Source organism: Streptomyces sp. NPDC005281, from assembly GCF_040607495.1.
GTDB lineage: Bacteria > Actinomycetota > Actinomycetes > Streptomycetales > Streptomycetaceae > Streptomyces.
In genome coordinates, this window is sequence record NZ_JBEXGX010000011.1 from 199123 (window position 1) to 217542 (window position 18420).

Annotated in this window: 14 protein-coding genes and 1 pseudogene; 2 read left to right on the forward strand and 13 right to left on the reverse strand. The window is 71.2% G+C overall.

Annotated elements, in window-relative coordinates; all coding sequences use genetic code 11:
• Nucleotides 1-45: 45 nt before the first annotated feature.
• Nucleotides 46-231, forward strand: a complete 186-nt coding sequence (locus ABZV42_RS17925; protein ID WP_356052603.1) for a hypothetical protein — start codon at nucleotides 46-48, stop codon at nucleotides 229-231.
• 223 nt (nucleotides 232-454) lie between these two features.
• On the opposite strand, the pseudogene ABZV42_RS17930 reads toward ABZV42_RS17925, so the two are convergent.
• From ABZV42_RS17930 to ABZV42_RS17940, 3 genes and pseudogenes are all read right to left on the reverse strand, one after another.
• A pseudogene (locus ABZV42_RS17930) lies at nucleotides 455-1126 on the reverse strand (inositol monophosphatase family protein); the annotation flags it as partial.
• A 249-nt stretch (nucleotides 1127-1375) separates the two neighbouring features.
• Nucleotides 1376-3196, reverse strand: a complete 1821-nt coding sequence (locus tag ABZV42_RS17935; RefSeq protein WP_356052605.1) for a gamma-glutamyltransferase — start codon at nucleotides 3194-3196, stop codon at nucleotides 1376-1378.
• A gap of 186 nt (nucleotides 3197-3382) precedes the next feature.
• A complete protein-coding gene (locus tag ABZV42_RS17940) occupies nucleotides 3383-4021 on the reverse strand; it encodes a DUF4232 domain-containing protein (RefSeq protein ID WP_355978787.1) in 639 nt (212 codons plus the stop codon).
• A gap of 546 nt (nucleotides 4022-4567) precedes the next feature.
• Here ABZV42_RS17940 and ABZV42_RS17945 point away from each other — a divergent pair.
• Nucleotides 4568-5236 carry a hypothetical protein gene (locus ABZV42_RS17945; protein WP_355978789.1) on the forward strand — a complete coding sequence of 223 codons (669 nt, stop codon included), beginning with the start codon at nucleotides 4568-4570 and terminating at the stop codon, nucleotides 5234-5236.
• Between the two features lie 20 nt (nucleotides 5237-5256).
• On the opposite strand, the gene ABZV42_RS17950 is transcribed toward ABZV42_RS17945, so the two are convergent.
• The 10 genes from ABZV42_RS17950 to ABZV42_RS17995 all read right to left on the reverse strand — a co-directional run bounded on the left by ABZV42_RS17950 (nucleotide 5257) and on the right by ABZV42_RS17995 (nucleotide 18408).
• Entirely contained in the window at nucleotides 5257-6783 is a 1527-nt protein-coding gene (locus ABZV42_RS17950; protein ID WP_356052607.1) for an NCS1 family nucleobase:cation symporter-1, read from the reverse strand.
• 125 nt (nucleotides 6784-6908) lie between these two features.
• A complete protein-coding gene (locus tag ABZV42_RS17955) occupies nucleotides 6909-7931 on the reverse strand; it encodes a TIGR03842 family LLM class F420-dependent oxidoreductase (protein ID WP_355978793.1) in 1023 nt (340 codons plus the stop codon).
• A gap of 18 nt (nucleotides 7932-7949) precedes the next feature.
• Nucleotides 7950-9350 carry a dihydropyrimidinase gene (gene hydA / locus ABZV42_RS17960; RefSeq protein ID WP_356052609.1) on the reverse strand — a complete coding sequence of 467 codons (1401 nt, stop codon included), beginning with the start codon at nucleotides 9348-9350 and terminating at the stop codon, nucleotides 7950-7952.
• A gap of 184 nt (nucleotides 9351-9534) precedes the next feature.
• On the reverse strand, nucleotides 9535-10377 hold the full coding sequence (locus ABZV42_RS17965) for a nitrilase-related carbon-nitrogen hydrolase (protein ID WP_355978797.1): 843 nt from the start codon (nucleotides 10375-10377) through the stop codon (nucleotides 9535-9537).
• A 195-nt stretch (nucleotides 10378-10572) separates the two neighbouring features.
• Nucleotides 10573-12129, reverse strand: a complete 1557-nt coding sequence (locus tag ABZV42_RS17970; protein WP_356052611.1) for a PucR family transcriptional regulator — start codon at nucleotides 12127-12129, stop codon at nucleotides 10573-10575.
• A gap of 154 nt (nucleotides 12130-12283) precedes the next feature.
• Entirely contained in the window at nucleotides 12284-13567 is a 1284-nt protein-coding gene (locus ABZV42_RS17975) for an aspartate aminotransferase family protein (RefSeq protein ID WP_356052613.1), read from the reverse strand.
• The gene (locus ABZV42_RS17980; RefSeq protein WP_355978803.1) at nucleotides 13564-14406 is read right to left on the reverse strand and encodes a nitrilase-related carbon-nitrogen hydrolase; all 843 of its coding nucleotides are present in this window, start codon (nucleotides 14404-14406) and stop codon (nucleotides 13564-13566) included. Before ABZV42_RS17980 ends, ABZV42_RS17975 begins: the two co-directional genes overlap by 4 nt.
• A gap of 507 nt (nucleotides 14407-14913) precedes the next feature.
• The gene (locus ABZV42_RS17985; protein WP_356052615.1) at nucleotides 14914-16698 is read right to left on the reverse strand and encodes a hypothetical protein; all 1785 of its coding nucleotides are present in this window, start codon (nucleotides 16696-16698) and stop codon (nucleotides 14914-14916) included.
• A gap of 192 nt (nucleotides 16699-16890) precedes the next feature.
• Nucleotides 16891-17829, reverse strand: a complete 939-nt coding sequence (locus ABZV42_RS17990; protein ID WP_355978808.1) for an HAD family hydrolase — start codon at nucleotides 17827-17829, stop codon at nucleotides 16891-16893.
• Nucleotides 17830-18153: 324 nt separating this feature from the next.
• On the reverse strand, nucleotides 18154-18408 hold the full coding sequence (locus ABZV42_RS17995; protein WP_356052617.1) for a helix-turn-helix transcriptional regulator: 255 nt from the start codon (nucleotides 18406-18408) through the stop codon (nucleotides 18154-18156).
• Nucleotides 18409-18420 lie beyond the last annotated feature (12 nt).

An 18420-nucleotide genomic window follows, 5' to 3' on the forward strand; every position in this document is an offset into this window, starting at 1 on the left:
AGTTGTACTAGCCAGTAATGACCGCGTATGCACAGAAGGACCGTTTTGACCAACCCGAAGACCTGCCGCCACATGATCGGCCGTACCGACGAAGCGACCGGACTGTGGGCCTACGGCTACCGCTGCGGCAAGCCGACTGCACCAGCTCTGGCCCCCGGCACCTCCGAGTACGAGAGCGGCATTTGCCTTGACCATCTGAACCGCCAGTACTGGCCCTTGTCGAGCCGGTAGCGGCGCATCGCCTGAGGGCGAGAACAGGAAGGCCCGGCCGATGGCCGGGCCTTTTTCCTATCCCTGACTAGTCGTCCTCGCTAGAGTTAAGGCGCTCGATCAGGTCTTCGTACTGGTCCTGAGACGGCATCGGAGCCTGTGACAGCCAGTGATCAATCCACTCACGGAGAGACATAGTCGCAGCTCATCCCCCTTCTAGGGGTTAGAGCGTCTGGAGGTCCTTCTCCCAGCTGAATGCCACCGCGTCCAACTCGCCGCGGGCTATGGCCAGATACTCCAGGCCCGCCGAGCCGCACGGACGCGGCACCACACCCTCGACGCGCAGTCCGAGGAGAGCTCGCTTCTGCTCGTCCGTGGTGTAGTCCGGGTGGGAGGTCGCTATGTCGAGGTCGCGGCCTGCGTCGGGCGAACCGGAGCGCAGGGGCACACCGTCCAGCACGGCCCCCCGGCCCCGGATCGCGGTGGCGAACTCCTCGCGCGCGGGTGCGTACGTCCACGAGGCCCGCACCACGCCGTCCAGCACGAGCGCGACCAGCGTGCAGAAGCCGGGGTCGCCGTGCACGAACTGGCGGGTGCCGTCGACGGGGTCGACGATCCAGACGGGCGCCGTGCCCTGGATCGCCTCGTAGGTGGCCGGGTCGGCGTGCACCGCCTCCTCGCCGACGACGACCGAGCCCGGCAGCAGCGCGGTGAGGGCCTCGGTGAGGTACTTCTCGGCCAGGCGGTCGGCGTCCGTCACGAGGTCGTGCGGGCCGGACTTCTGGTCGATCTCGTCGGCCGAGAGCTGTCGGAACCGGGGCATGATCTCGGCGGCGGCGGCCCTGCGGATGGCATGTTCAACGTCGGACGCGCGGTGTGCGAGAAACTCGTCGATGGTTTCGATGTCTTCGATCATGGCTCCATGACAGCACGCGCCACTGACAATCCCCACCCCTCCGGGGTACTCAGGGTGGAATCACCATGAATTCCCGGGGCGGGACGATCATCGGCCACCCGCCCGGTACGCGACTACGGGCGACAGGCCCGGCCCGGTGCCCCGGCCACGGGTGTGGGCCTGGCACGAGCGGCGGCGCAGGCAGGCACGCACGGAGGGACGGGCGGGTCCCGACGGCGGGACGGTCGGGCATCGACGGCGGTACGGGCCTCAGCGGCCGACCGCGTACCCCTGCATCCCGCGCGGATTGGCTCCCGCCGACAGGACGCCGGTCCCGGGATCGCGGGCCACCGCGCACAGCCGCCCCTCGGACCAGGCCTCGGCGACCGTGACGTCGTGGCCCCGGCTCCGCAGGTCCTCCACGACGTCCGCGCCCACGCGGGACTCGACGGTGAGGCTGCCCGGACGCATGCCGCGCGGGTGGAAGGAGCCGGGAAAGCTGTCGTTGTGCCAGTTCGGGGCGTCGATCGCGCCCTGGAGATCGAGTCCGCCGCGCACCCGCGGGCGCAGCGCCACGGACAGGAAGAAATGTGTCTGCCACTGGTCCTGCTGGTCGCCGCCGGGCGTGCCGAACGCCATGACCGGCACGCCGTCGCGCAGTGCCACGGAGGGCGTCAGCGTGGTGCGGGGCCGGCGGCCCGGGGTCAGGGAGTTGGGCAGTCCCTCCTCCAGCCAGGCCATCTGGAGCCGGGTGCCGAGCGGGAATCCCAGTTCGGGGACGACCGGGCTGGACTGGAGCCAGCCACCACTGGGGGTGGCCGCGACCATGTTGCCCCAGCGGTCGACCACGTCCAGGTGGCAGGTGTCTCCCCGGGTGCCTCCGTCGGCCGCCACCTCAGGTTCCGCGACCGCGCGGGCCATGGTGGGCTCTCCCGCACCCGGCACGGCGAGCGCGTCGAAGCCGGGCTCCCCGGAAGCCACCACGCGCGCGTGCCCGCTCAACCGCGGCTCCCGGCCGCCCGGACTGCCGGGACGCAGCTCGTACGACGCCTTGTCGCCGACGAGCGCCCGCCGGGCGGTGTTGTAGGTCTCCGACAGCAGTTCACCGAGGGGCACCTCGGCCGCGTCGCCGTACCAGGCCTCGCGGTCGGCCATGGCGAGCTTGCAGCCCTCGACGAGCAGGTGGACGTACTCGGCGGAACCCTCGCGGGGCAGCTCGGGCGGGAGCAGCGCCAGTTGCTGGAGGAGGACCGGCCCCTGACTCCAGGGGCCCGCCTTGCACAGGGTCCAGCCCCGCCAGTCGTACGTCGCCGGGGCCTCGTAGGTCGCGGACCAGCCCGCCAGGTCCGCGGCCGTCAGGGTGCCGGCATGACGCTCGCCGCTGGTGTCCATGGCGGGCCGCGCGGCCTGCCGGACCAGGGCCTCGGCGATGAATCCGGAGCGCCACACCTCCCGTGCCACGTCGATCTCGGCCACCCGGTCCCCCGCCCCGGAGACCTCGTCGAGCAGCCGCCGCCAGGTCGCGGCGAGGGCCGGATTGCGGAACAGCTCGCCGGGGCGCGGCGGCCTGCCGTCCGGCAGATACACCGCGGCCGACGAGGTCCACTCCGTCTCGAACAGCTCCCGTACGGCGTCCACCGTCTCGCCTACGCGCTCCACGGGCGCGTGTCCGTCCTCGGCGTACCCGATGGCGTACTTCAGGACGTCGGCGAGCGGCTTGGTGCCGTGGTCGCGCAGCAGCAGCATCCACGCGTCGAACGCGCCCGGCACGGCGGCGGCGAGCGGACCCGTGCCGGGTACGAGGTCCAGACCGAGGCTCCTGTAGTGGGCGATCGTCGCTCCGGCGGGGGCGACGCCCTGCCCGCAGAGCACCCTTACGGGGCCGTCCGCGGGGGCCAGGATGATCGGGACCTCGCCCGCGGGTCCGTTGAGGTGGGGTTCCACGACGTGCAGGACGAAACCGGCCGCGACGGCGGCGTCGTAGGCGTTGCCTCCGTCCTCCAGGACGGCCATCGCGGACTGCGAGGCGAGCCAGTGCGTGGAGGACACCATGCCGAAGGTGCCCTGGAGGGTGGGTCGGGTCGTGAACATGCCTGCCACCTCACGGTACGGAGCGATCGGCCTCGGTGCCGACTATGGCATCCGGCCGGGCCCGGACGGCAGGTCCTGCGGGCACCCGGCCCGGGACGGGCGCTCGGGGCACGCGCCCCCGGGGAAGGGGCAGGGCACGCACCCCGGAGACGCGTGCTCGAAGGCACGCGCCCCGGCGACGGATGTTCAGGGAACGGGCACCCAGGCCGTAATCCCCAGCGTGTTCTCGGGACCGATGTCGAGCGGGTCGGACAGCGGCAGGGTGACGGCCCGCTGTCCCTTCTGCGGCGCGATCCGCAGCGACACGCCGTCCTGGGCCGCCATCCGCCAGTACAGGGACGCCCGTGCGCTCTCGCCCGGGTGGAGCGTGAACGGCTTGGGGCCCGGGCCGGCGGGGGCCATGGGCACCTTGTCCGTCCCCGCCACGGCGCGCACGCCCGTGATGGGCGCGCCGTCCCCGTCGAGCACCTGGAGGACGGCCGGGTATCCGTTCACCTTGTACGGCCGCTTCCCGCAGTCGGTGAGCGTGAGGGTCATGCCGCGCAGACCCATGGCGGCGTCGACGAGTCCGGCGTCGAGGCGCAGGCCCGACGGCGGACATCCACGGCCCTCCTGCGCCGGCACGGTCCTCGACGGCCCGGGCACCTCGATGACGAGCGAACCGTCGGTGGGGGTCGCGGTCGGGTCCGGGAGGTGGGCGGCGTCGGTCCCGATCACGCTCGGGAACGGGTCCGGCACGGAGGTCCGCCCGGGGTCGCGCTCACGGTCGATCTCGGCGGACAGACCGCACCCGCTCGTGGCCGTCGCGACCAGGCAGAGAAGCACGACCGGGCGCGCCCACGCCCTCCGGAGAACGGCGGCACGGGACGGAGCACCGCGCCCGGGTAAGGAAACGGTGGGGACTTCGGACCGGGCCTGATCCGCAGCGGCGGCAGCCGCGCCGGCCCGTCGCCGGTTCGTCGCGATCATGGGCCGATCATGGCACGGAAGCTCCGCGGAGGGCAGTACTCCGCCTGCCGTCGGGATTGTCACGGACCCCGACTCCCCTTCTTACAACGTCAGTTGGAGACGGCGACGCGGGTGCGGTCACTCCGTCGCACGGTCGGGGCGCAGCACCCGGCACCCACCGATCCGGATACGGATCGAGCACGATGCGACGCACTGCGACGCGATGCGGAGAAAGCGGCGATCACCGGATCGAACAAAACAGACATCCCGCCGCAGCTTCAGTCAATCGACGCCAAAGTGAGTCACTGTCATCACACGGGCATGACGCCGGTCGGCCCTTCCGCACCACCGCGACTCATGTGACACTGGCGTCCCGTCCGCAGTGCGGACCTCCTCCGCACCATCCCCCACGAGAAGTGCGCTTTGGGTTCTCTTCCCCTGCCACTCGCGCTCGCCGCGCGCCTGCTGCCGGTCGCTCTGCTCGCCTCCGCGGGCTGGGCCCTGGCGACGGGCCCGTCCGAAGCGACCCCCAACGCCGAGGATAAATCGACACAGAAACAGACATCCGACTCGCCGTCGGCTCCTTCGGCGTCGGCTGCCGTCAAGACGTTCACCGCGTCACCCGCCCCCTGCGGCGGTATCCAGGTCGCGACGATCAAGTCCCTGGTCCCCGGCGCCAAGACGGCCGGCCAGGAGATCCCGTCGACCGACAAGGCGGTGCGCCGTACCTGCTCGTGGAACGCCCTGAAGGCCTTCGACTACCGCTGGCTCGACGTCTCGTACGAGATCAAGGAGTCGGACGCCGCGGCGGAGAAGGCCTACAAGGACCGGGTCGCCGACAAGAGCGGCGGCGGGGCGGTGCCGGGTGTCGGCGACGACGCCTACTCCGTGGTCAACCTCAGCACCGAGGACAAGCAGCAGACCCGCGAGGGCGTGGTGATCGTCCGGGCGTCCAACGCGCTGGTGGTCGTCACCTACAACGGCAGCGACTTCGAGACCAAGAAGGCTCCCGGCACCGACGAGATCAACAAGGGCGCCATCAAGGCCGCCAAGGACGCGACGGCGGCACTCAAGGGCGGCCAGAAGACCTGACCGCCCTCAGGTGGTCGCGGTCAGCCCGCGGTCGCGTCCTTTCCGCGTGCCAGCATCAGGACCAGGTACAGCACCATCGAAGTACCGAGGCCGACCGCCCATCCGTAGTCGGCCAGCGGTTCCAGGGCCGGGACGGGCCGTCCGTCGATCAGCGGGTGGAAGTCCGCGCCGCCGACGGCGAGAACGCCGCCGGTGACGAAGGCGGCCACTGCCCGCCAGTTCCAGCCGCCGTCGTACCAGTACCGGCCGCCCACGCGGTACAGGTCGGCGAGGTCGAGCCGGGTGCGGCGCAGGATCCAGTAGTCGGCGATGAGGATGCCGGCGACCGTCCCCAGCAGACCGCCGACCAGCCCGAGCCAGGTGAAGATGTAGCCCTGGGGGTCGGAGTACAGCTTCCACGGGAAGATCAGCACACCGAGGACACAGGTGGCGAGCGCGCCGGCCCGGAAATTGATCTTCCGAGGCGCGATGTTGGAGAAGTCGAAGGCCGGCGAGACGAGGTTGGCCGCGATGTTCACGGACAGCGTCGCGACCAGCACCGTGACCAGCGCGAAGAGGATGCCGGCGACGTTGTCCGTCTTGGCGGCCAGTTGGACCGGGTCCCAGATCGCCTTGCCGTACACGGCCTGCGAGCCCGAGGTGACCATGACGGACAGGAACGCGAAGAGCGTCATGGTCGTAGGCAATCCGAGAGCCTGTCCCCAGGTCTGCGCCCTCTGGCTCCTGCCGTAGCGGGTGAAGTCGGGGATGTTCAGCGACAGGGTGGACCAGAAGCCGATCATGCCCATCAGGGAGGGCCAGAACAGCTTCCAGAAGTCCCCGCCCCAGCCGAGTTTCGACGGCTGGTCGAGCAGCGGCCCGAAGCCGCCGGCCTTGTCGCTCATCCACCACAGCATGACGCCGGCGCCGACGAGCACGAAGGGCGCGGCCCAGTTCTCGAACCGGCGGATGGTCTCCATCCCCCGGTAGATGATGGCGACTTGGAGCGCCCAGAAGACGCCGAACGACAGCCACATGGTCCATGCGTGGCCGCCGACCTCGGAGGCGTCGCGCCAGCCGTCGCCGAAGAGCTTGCCCGCGAGGAAGTAGATCGCCTCGCCGCCGATCCAGGTCTGGATGCCGAACCAGCCGCAGGCCACCAACGCCCTGACCACAGCGGGGAGGTTGGCGCCGCGGACCCCGAAGGAGGCGCGGGCGAAGACGGGGAAGGGGATGCCGTACTTGGGGCCCGCGTGCCCGGTGAGCAGCATCGGGACCAGCACGATCAGGTTGGCGAGCGCGATGGTGAGGACGGCCTGCTTCCAGTCCATGCCGACGGCGATCAGGCCCGAAGCCAGCGTCCAGGAAGCGGTGTTGTGGGCCATGCCGACCCACAGGGCCGAGAAGTTGTACGTGGTCCAGGTGCGCTTCTCGACCGGAACCGGCAGCAGGTCGTCGTTGGCGTAGGGACCGGTGGGCGCGGGAGCGTCGGGTGCGATCTCCACCCGGCCGTCGGGGAGCGTGACTTGTCTGGCGGGCGGGACGCCTGGGGAGACTATTTCTGTCATGAGCAGGCCAATCAATGAGGAGTGACGGGAAAGGCCGTGCGGGGACGACTCGGGGGGTGCGCGCAGTGCGCCCTGATCCCCTTCCCGGGACGGCGGGAAGGGGAGACTGAGGGGTTGACCTTCGGTTATCGCCCGTTGACGCCGGGAATGACCCGCGCTCCGTACGCGTCGATCGTGGCTTCCTGGGCGTCGTGCATGTCGTAGACCGCGAACTGGTCGACGCCCAGCTCGCGCAGCGCGTTCAGCTTCTCGATGTGCCGCTCGGCGGTGCCGATCAGACAGAACCTGTCGACGATCTCGTCGGGCACGAACGCGGTGTCGGGGTTGTCGGCCCGTCCGTGGTGGGAGTAGTCGTAGCCCTCACGGGCCTTGATGTACTCGGTGAGTTCGTCGGGTACGGCCGCCGAGTGCTCGCCGTACCTGGAGACCAGGTCGGCGACGTGGTTGCCGACCATGCCGCCGAACCAGCGGCACTGCTCGCGTGCGTGGGCGAGCGCCTCGGGTGAGTCGTCCTCCGTGATGTACGCGGGCGCGGCCACGCAGATCTTCACCTCGGCGGGGTCGCGCCCGGCCCCGGCCGCCGCGTCCTTCACGGTCTTGACCATGTACTCGGTGAGATAGAGGTCGGCGAGCTGGAGGATGAAGCCGTCGGCCTCCTCACCCGTCATCTTCAGCGCCTTCGGGCCGTACGCGGCCATCCAGACCGGCAGTTCGGCGCCCGGCCTGACCCAGGGGAACTTGACGACCGTGCCGCCGAGGTCGGCCTCCTCGCCCCGGCCGAGCGCGCGGATGACCTTCATCGCACCGCTGATCCGGGCCAGTGTGTTGGGCTTGCGTCCGGCGACACGCATCGCCGAGTCACCGCGCCCGATGCCGCACACCGTGCGGTTGCCGTACATGTCGTTGAGCGTCGCGAAGGTGGAGGCGGTGACCTCCCAGGTGCGGGTGCCCGGGTTGGTGACCATCGGGCCGACCGTCAACTTCTCCGTGTTGGCCAGGATCTGGCTGTAGATCACGAACGGTTCCTGCCACAGCACGGCTGAGTCGAAGGTCCAGCCGTACGTGAAGCCGTTGGCCTCGGCCCGCTTCATCAGGTCGATGACACGGGAGGCCGGGGGGTCTGTCTGAAGGACGAGTCCGAAGTCCATGGCGCCACTCCTGGTCGCTCAGAGAAGGTACTGACAGGTGGAACGGGGGGTGTAGACGCCGTGGCCCGCGCGTCCGGTGAACTCCCGGTCGGTGATGACCGGTTCGCCGCGCGAGAGCACGCTCTCGACCCGTCCGGTGACGCGCCTGCCCTCGTACGCCGAGTAGTCGACGTTCATGTGGTGGGTCTCGGCGGAGATGGTCTGCTCGGCGTGCGGGTCGTAGATGACGACGTCGGCGTCGGCGCCCGGCGCGATGGTGCCCTTCTTCGGGTACAGACCGAACATGCGGGCCGGTGTGGCACAGGCGATCTCGATCCAGCGGCGGCGGGAGATGTGCCCGTCGAGGACGGCCTGGTGGAGCAGGTCCATGCGGTTCTCGACGCCGGGAAGGCCGTTGGGGATCTTCGAGAAGTCGCCGCGGCCGAGTTCCTTCTGGCCGACGAAGCAGAACGGGCAGTGGTCCGTCGACACCACCTGGAGGTCGTTGGTGCGCAGACCGCGCCACAGGGCCGCCTGGTGCTCCTTGGGCCGAAGCGGCGTGCTGCACACGTACTTCGCGCCCTCGAAGTCCGGTTCCGCGAGGTTGTCCGTCGACAGGAACAGGTATTGGGGGCAGGTCTCGCCGAAGACGTTCAGACCCTCGTCGCGCGCACGGGAGATCTCGGCGACGGCCTCGGTCGCCGAGACGTGCACGACGTAGAGCGGGGCGCCCGCGACCTGGGCGAGCTTGATCGCGCGGTGGGTGGCCTCGGCCTCCAGCAGCGCCTTGCGCACCTCTCCGTGGTAGCGCGGGTCGGTCTCGCCGCGGGCCAGCGCCTGTTCCACGAGCACGTCGATCGCGATGCCGTTCTCGGCGTGCATCATGATGAGCCCGCCGTTCTCGGCGGAGCGCTGCATGGCGCGCAGGATCTGGCCGTCGTCGCTGTAGAAGACGCCCGGGTAGGCCATGAACTGCTTGAAGGAGGTGACGCCCTCCTCGACCAGCAGGTCCATCTCCTTGAGCGTCTCCTGGTTCACATCGGAGACGATCATGTGAAAGCCGTAGTCGATGGCGCAGTTGCCGTCCGCCTTGGCGTTCCAGGCGTCGAGGCCCTCACGCAGTGACCGGCCGACGCTCTGGACGGCGAAGTCGATGATGGTGGTCGTGCCGCCCCAGGCCGCGGCCCGGGTGCCGGTCTCGAAGGTGTCGGAGGCGAAGGTGCCGCCGAAGGGCAGTTCCATGTGGGTGTGGGCGTCGACACCGCCCGGGATGACGTACTTTCCGGTGGCTTCGATCGTGCGCTCGGCCGTCCACGACTGGGCCGCGGGCGTGCCCGTCGCGGCGAGGGCGGCGATCCGGCCGTCCTCGATCAGGACGTCGGCGTGGATCTCGTCGGACGCGGTGATGACGAGACCACCCCGGATGACGGTACGGCTCATGCTCCCTCTCCTTCCGGTCGTGTGTGCGCTGAGGGCGTTGTGAGGCTGTCGGGGGCCGGGGCCGGCGCTGTCTCCCGGCGAGGAGGCCCGTGGGGTGGTTCGCGGGGCGGCCCGTACCGGGTGCCGTGCCGCGGGTGCGGTGCTCGGATCGCCGGACCCGCGGCACGGACGACCGGAACGCGACCTAGGGCGCGGTCAGCGGCCCGTACGCCCCCGGGGCGCGGTCGCGGTAGAACTGCCACCGGTCGCGGACCTCTCGGAGCTTGGCCATGTCCAGGTCGCGCACGAGGAGTTCGCTCTCCTTGTCGCTCGCCACCTCGCCGACGAACTGCGCCTCGGGGTCCACGAAGTACGAGGTCCCGTAGAAGTCGTTGTCGCCGTACTCCTCCTGCCCGACCCGGTTGATCGCACCGACGAAGTACTCGTTGGCGACGGCCGCGGCCGGCTGCTCCAGCTGCCAGAGGTAGCCGGACAGACCACGTGAGGTGGCCGACGGGTTGAAGACGATCTCGGCACCCGCGAGACCGAGCGCCCGCCAGCCTTCCGGGAAGTGCCGGTCGTAGCAGATGTAGACGCCGATCCGGCCGACGGCGGTGTCGAAGACGGGCCAGCCGGAGTTCCCGGGCCTGAAGTAGAACTTCTCCCAGAATCCAGGGACTTGGGGAATGTGGGTCTTGCGGTACTTGCCCAGGTAGGAGCCGTCGGCGTCGATCACCGCCGCGGTGTTGTACAGGACGCCGGGCTGTTCCTCCTCGTACATCGGCAGCACGAGGACGAGGCCCAGTTCCTTCGCCAGCGCCTGGAAGCGCCGGACGATGGGGCCCTCGGGGATCTGCTCGGCGTACGCGTAGAACTCCTTGTCCTGGACCTGGCAGAAGTACGGTCCGTAGAACAGCTCCTGGAAGCACAGGACTTGGGCGCCCTGCGCGGCCGCGTCGCGGGCCGCCTGCTCGTGGACCTGGATCATCGATTCCTTGTCGCCGGTCCATGCGGTCTGGAAGACGGCGGCGCGGATCACTCTGCTCATCGGGACCTCCGGTCGCTAGGTGTGCGAGGAGACTAGAAAGCCCCGGCCCGTTCTTTGAGTTGCACCGTGTCACGTCCGAAGCGCAGTGCCGTTCCACGGTGTCACCTCCGCGTTCTCCCATGTTTCACCTGAGTCGTCCCGTGTTTCACCGCTGTTGCCCGACCGTCCTCACCGCCGGCGCCGCTCATCGGGCCCTCATCGCTGCTGCGCGTCGTGAGCGAGCAGGGCGATGTGGACCGAGGCGGCCTGCTCGAAGTCGTCGAGGTCGACGCCGAGGCGGGCCTGTATGGCCTCCAGGCGGCGGTAGAGCGCGGGCCGGCTGACGTGGTGGAGCTGTGCGGTGCGCGACTTGTTGCGCCCGGTGGCGAGGTAGGTCCGCAGGACGGGCAGCAGCCGCGGGTCCGCCCGCGGCCCGCAGAGCAGTCCGTCGAGCTCTCGTTCGGCGAAGGACTGGACGTGCGGATCGTCCCGGAGCAGCCGGACGAGACCGCGCAGATGGACGTCACGCAGCCGGACCAGCGCGGGCGGATCCTCGTGGGCGGGTGTGCCGGCGGCGGCCTCGGCGACGTGCAGGGCTTCACGCAGTCCGGCGGGCACGTCGTCCCAGGCGATACGGGGCCCGGCGGCGGCCACGGTGCCGGGGACCCCGGTCTCGTGCCGCAGCCGCACGGCGAAGTGCTCGGCCAGGGCCTCCGCGTCCTGGTCACGCGGAAGGCTGAGCAACACGGCGGTGGCTCCGTCGGACAGTTCGGCGACGAGCCCCGGCAACCCCAGCAGCCGCAGCACACGGTCGAGTTGGGTGGGGTCGCCGCCTCGCACCACGAGCGGCACGAAGGTGCGGCGGTTCACCGGCAGTCCGGCGGCGCGCGCCCGAGGCAGGAGCTGGCGGGCCGGTACGGCACCGCTCACCAGGTCCGTCAGCAGGCCCTGTGCGGACTCCTCCTCCCAGGAGTGGGCGGGGCCGGCGAGCATGCGGTGCAGCACCAGGGCCTCGGCGCCACGGTCGGCGAGCAGCCGGCCGGTCGCCGCGTCGCCCCGGTGGCCGCACAGCACGATGCGGCCCCATCGCTGCCCCCGTCCGCCCAGTTCGGCGCGGATCCATCCGTCGCCCTGGCTGCCGCCCGCCTGCCGGGCGATACGGTCCCAGTCGCGCAGGACGTCGTCCACCGCGGAGCGTTCACCGGCGGTGGCGAGAACCCGGTGGGCGAGGTTGGTGACGACCACGGGGCAGGCGGCGTGCACGGCGATCTCGTCGAGCAGGTGCTGGAGCGGGGCACCGGTGGTGATCAGCCCGGTGAGTGCGGTGCGTACGGCCTCCGAGAGGCTCACGGCCGCGAACTTGTGCCGCACCAGTCGGGACTGGACCTCCTCCGTCAACTCGGCGAAGGGGAAGGGACGGTGGAGCACCACCATCGGCAGTCCGCAGCGTTCGGCGGCCCGGCGCATCACGTCCGGGGGCGCCGGGAAGGCCCGGCCGAGCCCGAGGACGACGGCCGCCGCCTCGGCGCGGTGCAGCGAACGGATGTACTCGGCCTGGGCGTCGGGGTCACCCGCCAGCAACACCCCGGTGGTGAGGACCATTTCGCCGCCGCTGAGCATGACGCCCACATCGGCGGCCTCGGCGACGTGCACCCAGCGCACGGACCGGTCGAGGTGGCCGGCTCCGGCCACCACCTCGGGCTCTCCGGCGAGCACCCGGTCCAGGGCGAGGACCTGACGCACCGAGAGGGCGGGTTCAAGGACGGTGGTCATGGCGGCGTTCCCCTTTGTCCGTGGCTCGGTTCGCCTGCGGAGCGCTGCGGCCGGTGCCGGGAACCCGGCGCGTACCCGTTGCTCCGGGTCCTCGCGCACCGGGGTCTTCGCCACCGCCCGCCCCTTCGGCTCACCCGCCCTTGCTCACGATCTTTTACTGGGCCCGCCGCAGGGCGCGTTCCAGGATCGACGCGCCCTCCTCCGCCTCCGCGACGGTGAGGGAGAGCGGCGGGGCGATGCGCAGCACACTGGTGTCGTGGCCGCCGCCCTTGCCGATCAACAGGCCTTCCTCGCGGGCCGCTTCGAGCACCGCGGCCGCCCCCTGGGGGTTCGCGCGGTCGGTGCCGGGCTCCACCAGTTCGATACCGATCATCAGTCCGCGCCCGCGTACCTCGCGTACGCCGCCGAACTGCGCGGCGACCGCGCGGAGGCGTTCGATGAGCAGGCCACCGACGCGCCGGGCGTTGCCCTGGAGGTCGTGTTCGAGGAGGTAGGTGAGGTTCGCGAGCCCCGCCGCCATCGTGACCGGTGAACCGCCGAAGGTCGAGATGGAGTTGGAGTCGAGGCAGTTCATGATCTCCGCGCGGGCGACGACGCCGCCGATGGACATGCCGTTGCCGATGCCCTTGGCGAAGGTGAGCATGTCGGGCGGGCCGGAGGCGTCGTGAGCCTGCCAGCCCCAGAAGTGCTCGCCGGTGCGGCCCCAGCCCGTCTGGACCTCGTCGGAGATCCACAGGATGCCGTGCTGCCCGAGGACCTCGCGGAAGGCCGCGTACAGGCCGTCGGGCGGTGCGGTGAAGCCGCCGACTCCCTGGACCGGTTCGGCGATCAGCGCGGCGGGCGGGCGGACATGGCCGAGCAGGTCCTTCAGGTCCTCGACACAGGCGTCGATGAACGCGGCGTCGTCGAGGCCGGCGTAGGGGCCGCGGGTGCGGACGCCACCGTGCACGTACAGCGTCTGGAGCGGTGACAGGGAGGTGGGTGACCAGCCCTTGTTGCCGGTGATCCCGACCGCGCTGAACGACCGGCCGTGGTAGCTGTTGCGCATGGCGAGGATCTGGTTGCTGCGCCGGTGGGCGGTGGCGAGCAGCAGGGCCGTGTCGTTGGCTTCGGTCCCGGAGGTCGTGAAGAAGACGCGCGCGTCGGGGATGCCGGACAACTGGGCGACGCGCTCGGCGAGTTCGACCATCGGACGGTTGAGGTAGAGCGTCGAGGAGTGGATGATCCGGCTGGCCTGCTCGTTGACCGCCTTCGTCACCTCGGGCAGGGCGTGCGCGGTCATCGTGGTGAGGATGCCGCCGAAGAAGTCGAGGTACTTGTTGCCCTCGGCGTCCCAGACATGGCGGCCCTCGCCGTGGGTGATCTCGATCGGGTCCTCGTAGTAGAGGGCCAGCCAGTCCGGCAGGACGGCCTGGTGACGGGTGTACAGGTCGGTCATGGCTGCACCAGCCCTTCGTAGGCGTCGGGGCGCCGGTCGCGGTAGAACGCCCACTGCTGGCGTACTTCCTCGATGAGGCCGAAGTCCAGGTCGCGGACGATGAGTTCCTCGCTCTTGTCGCTCGCCGTCCCGCCGACGAACTGTCCGCGCGGGTCGACGAAGTACGAGGTTCCGTAGAAGTCGTTGTCGCCGTACTCCTCCTGCCCGACCCGGTTGATCGCGGCGATGAAGTACTCGTTGGCGACGGCCGCCGCGGGCTGTTCCAGCTGCCAGAGGTGGGCGGAGAGGCCGCGGGAGGTGGCGGAGGGGTTGTAGACGAGCTGGGCGCCGTTCAGGCCGAGCTGCCGCCAGCCTTCGGGGAAGTGCCGGTCGTAGCAGATGTAGACGCCGACGCGGCCGACGGCGGTGTCGAAGACGGGCCAGCCGAGGTTGCCGGGCTTGAAGTAGTACTTCTCCCAGAAGCCCTTCACCTGCGGGATGTGGTGCTTGCGGTACTTGCCGAGGTAGGTGCCGTCGGCGTCGATCACGGCCGCGGTGTTGTAGTAGAAGCCGGACTGCTCGACCTCGAACACGGGCACGACGATCACCATGCCGGTCTCGCGCGCGAGCTCACTCATACGGGTGACGGTCGGCCCGTCGGGGACCGGCTCCGCCCAGCCGTAGTGCTCCGGCTCCTGGACCTGGCAGAAGTAGGGGGCGTTGAAGACTTCCTGGAATCCGATGACCTTGGCACCCTGCCGGGCCGCCTCACGGGCGTGTTCCTCGTGCTTGGCGACCATGGATGCGGTGTCGCCGGTCCAGGTGGCCTGGACCAGGGCGGCACGTACGACGTTGCCCATGAGCTGCTCCTTCGACGGGACGTCAGAGAGCCTCTACGCCCGTAGACAAAGGCTGTAGAGGCTCGAAAGTAAGCCCCCCGGACAGCCTTGCCAAGACCATCGTCGTTAACCCGCTGAGTCGATCACGTTTCTGACCCCCACGGGTTAGTGACGTGGCCGGTGGGGCCGGAGGAACGGCCGATCGGGGGACGCGCGGGCGCCCGCACACGCGGGAGCGCGACCGCGCGCGGAGCGGGGGCGGGGTGCCAGGGCAATGGCGGTGCGGTGGTGCGGTGCGCCCCCCTTCCGGTCGCGGGTCAGCAGGCGAACCCGGCGACTTCCGGGCGGAGGGGTCCGGCCGTGAACCCGGCGGCTTCCGGGCGGAGCGTCAGACCTTCCGCCCGGCCGCCTCCGGGCGGAAGGTCAGGCCGTCCATGGGGCCACCTCCGGGCGGAGCCTCAGGCCGTCAACCCAGCCGCCTCCGGGCAGAGCGTCAGACCGTCAACCCGGCCGCCTCCGGGCGGAAGGTCAGACCGTCAACCCCGCGACACGCAAGGCGTGGACCAGGTCCCACGTGCATTCCTCGGACACGCCCCGGGCCGCCCCCAGGAGGAGCGGTACGAGGCGCTCCGGGTCCGCCTCGGCGCTGCGGGCGGCCTCCTCCGGGGTGCGTACCCGGACGTAGGCGTCGAGGAGCGCGCCGATCTCGCGCCCCCGGCCCTCGTCGGCGAGGTCCAGGACGGCGGCGCCGATCTCGGGCGCGGGACGGGTGGCGCCCTGCCGCAGCATCTGCCGGCCGTCGGGGGCGCGGCCGGCGGCGGTGAGCGCGTCGGCCGCGGCCACCAGCCGGCCGGCGGGCAGCGAGGCCGCCTCCCACAGCAGGGTGGCCCAGTCCGCGTCGAGGCCGGAGCGGTGCAGTTCGGCGGCGAGCAGGGGGAAGCGGGCGGGGGGCCAGTACGCGGCTTCGACCAGCAGGGCGTGTGCCTCGCCGCTGCGGCCTTCGCCCCGCAGCCGCGCGAGCGACGCGACGATCTCCGCGACGAGCCGCCGCGCGTCCTCGTCCGGCGGCTCCGGCTCCGCCGTCGGGCGCGGGCGCACGGGTTCCTCGGCGGCCCCGGCGAAACGTGCGCCTCGGGGTGTACGCCCGCCCTGTGCGGGCGGGGCGGGCAACACGGGCGCCGTCTCCGGTACGGCCATGGGCGCCGCGTCCGCCTCCGCCATCCCGGCGAAGCGAGCGCCACCTCGGCGGCGCCGCTTGGACCGTTTCGCCGGGGACGGCCCCCCGGCGCCGGGCGGGGTCCTGTCATGCGCCGGGGCGGGCGTGGCGGCCGGGCCATGGGCCTGTGCGCCGCTCGGCGCGGAGTCCGTCAACGGGCGCCCGGGCCGTGGGTCGCCGAGCGGCATGGGCGGCGTGGGCCGGGACAGGGGCTGTGGGTCGCGGCCCGGCGAGTGGTGAGTCGGCGCGGGCTGTACGTCGTAGCCCGGTGAGTGGTGAGTCGGCGTGGGCTGTACGACGTAGCCCGGCGAGTGGTGAGTCGGCGTGGGCTGTACGTCGTAGCCCGGTGAGTGATCCATCGGCGGAGATACGAGTTCCACGATGCCGCCCGGCTCGAAGCCCGTGGGACGGGCCGCGAGGCCCCCGGGACGGGTCCCGGACTCCGGGTGACCGCTCGGGACCCGGTCCGAAGGAAACCGGGGCCCGGTCGGCTCCACGGAGGTCGGACGGGAGCCGGGGACCGGCCCCGCGCCTCCCCCGGTGCCCGAGGGAGGGAAGCTCGACGCGCCTCGCGCACGGACCCGCAGGGCGTGGCGGTCGACGTTGTCCATGCGGTGGCGCAGCTCGGCGCAGCGGGCGGTGGCTCGTTGGTGATCGTCCTCGGCCCAGGCTAGGTCCAGGCGGATCGCCTCGGCCTGTTCGCGGGAAGCCGCCGAGGCGATCCGCAGGTTCAGTTCGGCCCGGAGTTCGGCGGCGTAGCGCTGTTCGCGGAGCATGACGTCCAGGCGGTCGCTCAGGGCGTCCCGGCTGCCCGGGCGAACGTCGTACGCGGCCAGTGAGGCCTCGTACAGCGTGCGGGCCCGTACCGTCTCCTGAGCGGCGGCGCGCTCCCCGTACTGCGCGAAGACGTCCTGGAGGAGCGCCTCCACGACATCCCACGGCGGCACCTCCCGCCCTTCGAGGCAGGCTCGCATCCCTTCGGGGTCGCGGTGCCAGAACACTCCGCACCAGCCGCCGCTCCCGTCTAGCCGATCCACCAGCCCGTTCAGGTACCGCGCGAACTCCAGCACCCTCTCCGGGAGTTGTCCTACATTCATTACCCAACTCCCCGCCCGACGTGAGCACTTCGACCCGACAGGTAACACCAGTCGTGTTACGTATCGACTACGGGGAGTTTTCGGCGCGGGCGCGGAGGTCCCTGGCGAGGGGCGCGTCGGAGCACTCCCGAGCGGGGACCGCGCGCGGCACCCGCTCGGGCTCGACCGGAAACGGCTGCCGCCGCCGCGTCCTCAGATGCGGCAGGCCTCCACCGCCGCCGCGCGGGGCAGCACGAGCCGGATGAGGGCTGCGACACCTTCGTCGTCGTTGCTCGGCAGCACGATGTCGGCCGCCCGGAGGGTGTCCTCGTGGGCGTTGGCGACGGCGGCGGCGAGTCCGGCCGCGCGCAGCATCGGGATGTCGTTGGGCATGTCGCCGACGGCGGCGGTGTGCTCCAGCGGAAGCCCGCTCCGCTCGGCGAGCGACCGCAGCGCCTCCCCCTTGTCCACGCCGGGGGCGGACAGTTCGAGGAAGTCCCCGGTGGATCTCGTGATCACCGCGCGGTCACCGACGACCGAGCCGATCAAAGCGGCCAGTTCGTCCACGAGGAGCATCGGATGAGCGGCGAGGATCTTGACCACGGGGTCCGCGTCCACCGGCGCGGACACACCCTCGTACGCACTGTGCCGCCAGGTGTTCGGCACCAGTCGCACGAACGCCGTCTCCAGGCGGAGCCCGGACACGGAGTCGACCCCCAGCGCGACGCCGGGCACGGCGTCGCGGACCGCGCGCAGGATCTTCGCCGCGTCGCCGGGGCCGAACCCCCGGCAGTCCAGCAGCCGCCCCGATTCGGCGTCCACCGTCACTGCCCCGTTGCTGCACACCACGGGTCCGGTCAGGCCGTAGCGCCGGGCCAGGTCCAGGGTGTCGCGGACAGGCCGTCCGGTCACCCCCACCACGGCGACCTCGGCCCGCCCCGCCTCGGCGAGCGTGCTCAGGGTGCGTGCGCGGATGGCGCCGGCCGAGTCGAGCAGGGTTCCGTCGAGATCGGTGCAGACGAGCCGTACGACCGTGCGCGACGCACGGCGTCCGCGTCTGACCGTGGGCTCTGAAGGGGTGGGCGGCAGCGCCTCGCCGAGCGTCGGCTGGTCCGAAGTCGCCACGCCGGAGCGGGCGTTGGTGTTCGACATGGCCGGAGGCTAGTGACTACGCGCGTAGACGACAAGGGAATATTCAGTGAATTCAACAATTTCTCAACTCCGGCCGACCGGCAGGCCAGGACCCGCGAAGCCCGCGACCCGTCGGCCGAACCGCGTAGTTGGTCGACCGGCCGGCCGGACCGCGTAGCCGGTCGACCGGACCGCGAAGCCAGTCGACCGGCCGGTCGGCCGGGACTGTGGACCCGCACGCTGCCGACCGGGCCCGTGAAGCCCACCCGGCCGGCCGGCCCGTCGGCCCGTCGGGACCTTGCGGCCGCGCACCCGGCCGTCGTGGCCGCGAAGCCGTACGGCTCCTCAGCCCGTCGGCACCAGAGCGCACCGCACGACGAGCTCGTCCATGGAGAGCCCGAGGGCCCGCGCCAGCGCCGCGACCGTGAAGAAGGCCGGCGTGGGCGCACGCCCGGTCTCGATCTTGCGCAGGGTCTCGGCGGAGATCCCCGCCACCCCGGCGACGTCCGCCATGCTGCGGCCGCCGCGGGCCTCGCGCAGCAGTTGCCCGAGCCGCTCGCCGCGTTCGCGCTCTTTTGGGGTCAGGGGGGTTCGCACCATGACACCATTCTA